Raw genomic sequence first — 555 nt, forward strand, 5'->3', positions numbered from 1 at the left:
GGCGTTAACTGGCACTTTGTAGCCATCTGTCTCATCCCATTCTTTTTATTCAAGTATTCTTGATGTGAATCATGGCGCTATGTGCTCTTTTGAATATTATCAGCAATCAATATGTAAAGCATTTTAAGAATGGAGAGAAAAAATGTTTTGTAGTGGTTGTGGAAAAGAGATTCACGAAACGGCTAGAGCTTGCCCTAGTTGCGGAGCTCAACAAAAGGGTGTCCAAGGCGAAAAAAGTAGAATTGCAGCAGCACTTTTAGCGTTCTTTCTCGGTGGGTTCGGGGCACATAAGTTCTATCTAGGTAAGATTGGTCAAGGTATTCTGTACTTAGTATTTTGTTGGACGTTGATCCCTGCAATCATCGCTTTTATCGAGTTTATTATTTACCTCTGTGAATCAGATGAGAAGTTTGAAACAAGATATCAAAACTAACGAATCAAGTTAGTGTTTGCGAGCCAACTTAACTTTCGCATAGGTCGTTAGGTTAGCCAGTTAACAATCTGTTTAAGAGTGATTCGCAACGCGTGGCATTTTTGCTATGCGTTGCGTTTTTG

Annotated in this window: 1 protein-coding gene; it reads left to right on the forward strand. The window is 39.6% G+C overall.

Features of this window, described 5'->3' with window-relative positions; genetic code table 11:
- Positions 1-142: 142 nt before the first annotated feature.
- Positions 143-433, forward strand: coding sequence for a TM2 domain-containing protein (locus R7040_RS29015; RefSeq protein ID WP_053306455.1), 291 nt, complete (start codon positions 143-145; stop codon positions 431-433).
- The last annotated feature ends 122 nt before the right edge of the window (positions 434-555 follow it).

The sequence above is a fragment of the Vibrio sp. 1069 genome, assembly GCF_033340555.1.

Excerpts from the sequence above, each read along its gene's own strand:
- R7040_RS29015 (WP_053306455.1), top strand. The coding sequence starts at position 143 with ATGTTTTGTAGTGGTTGTGGAAAAGAGATTCACGAAACGGCTAGAGCT.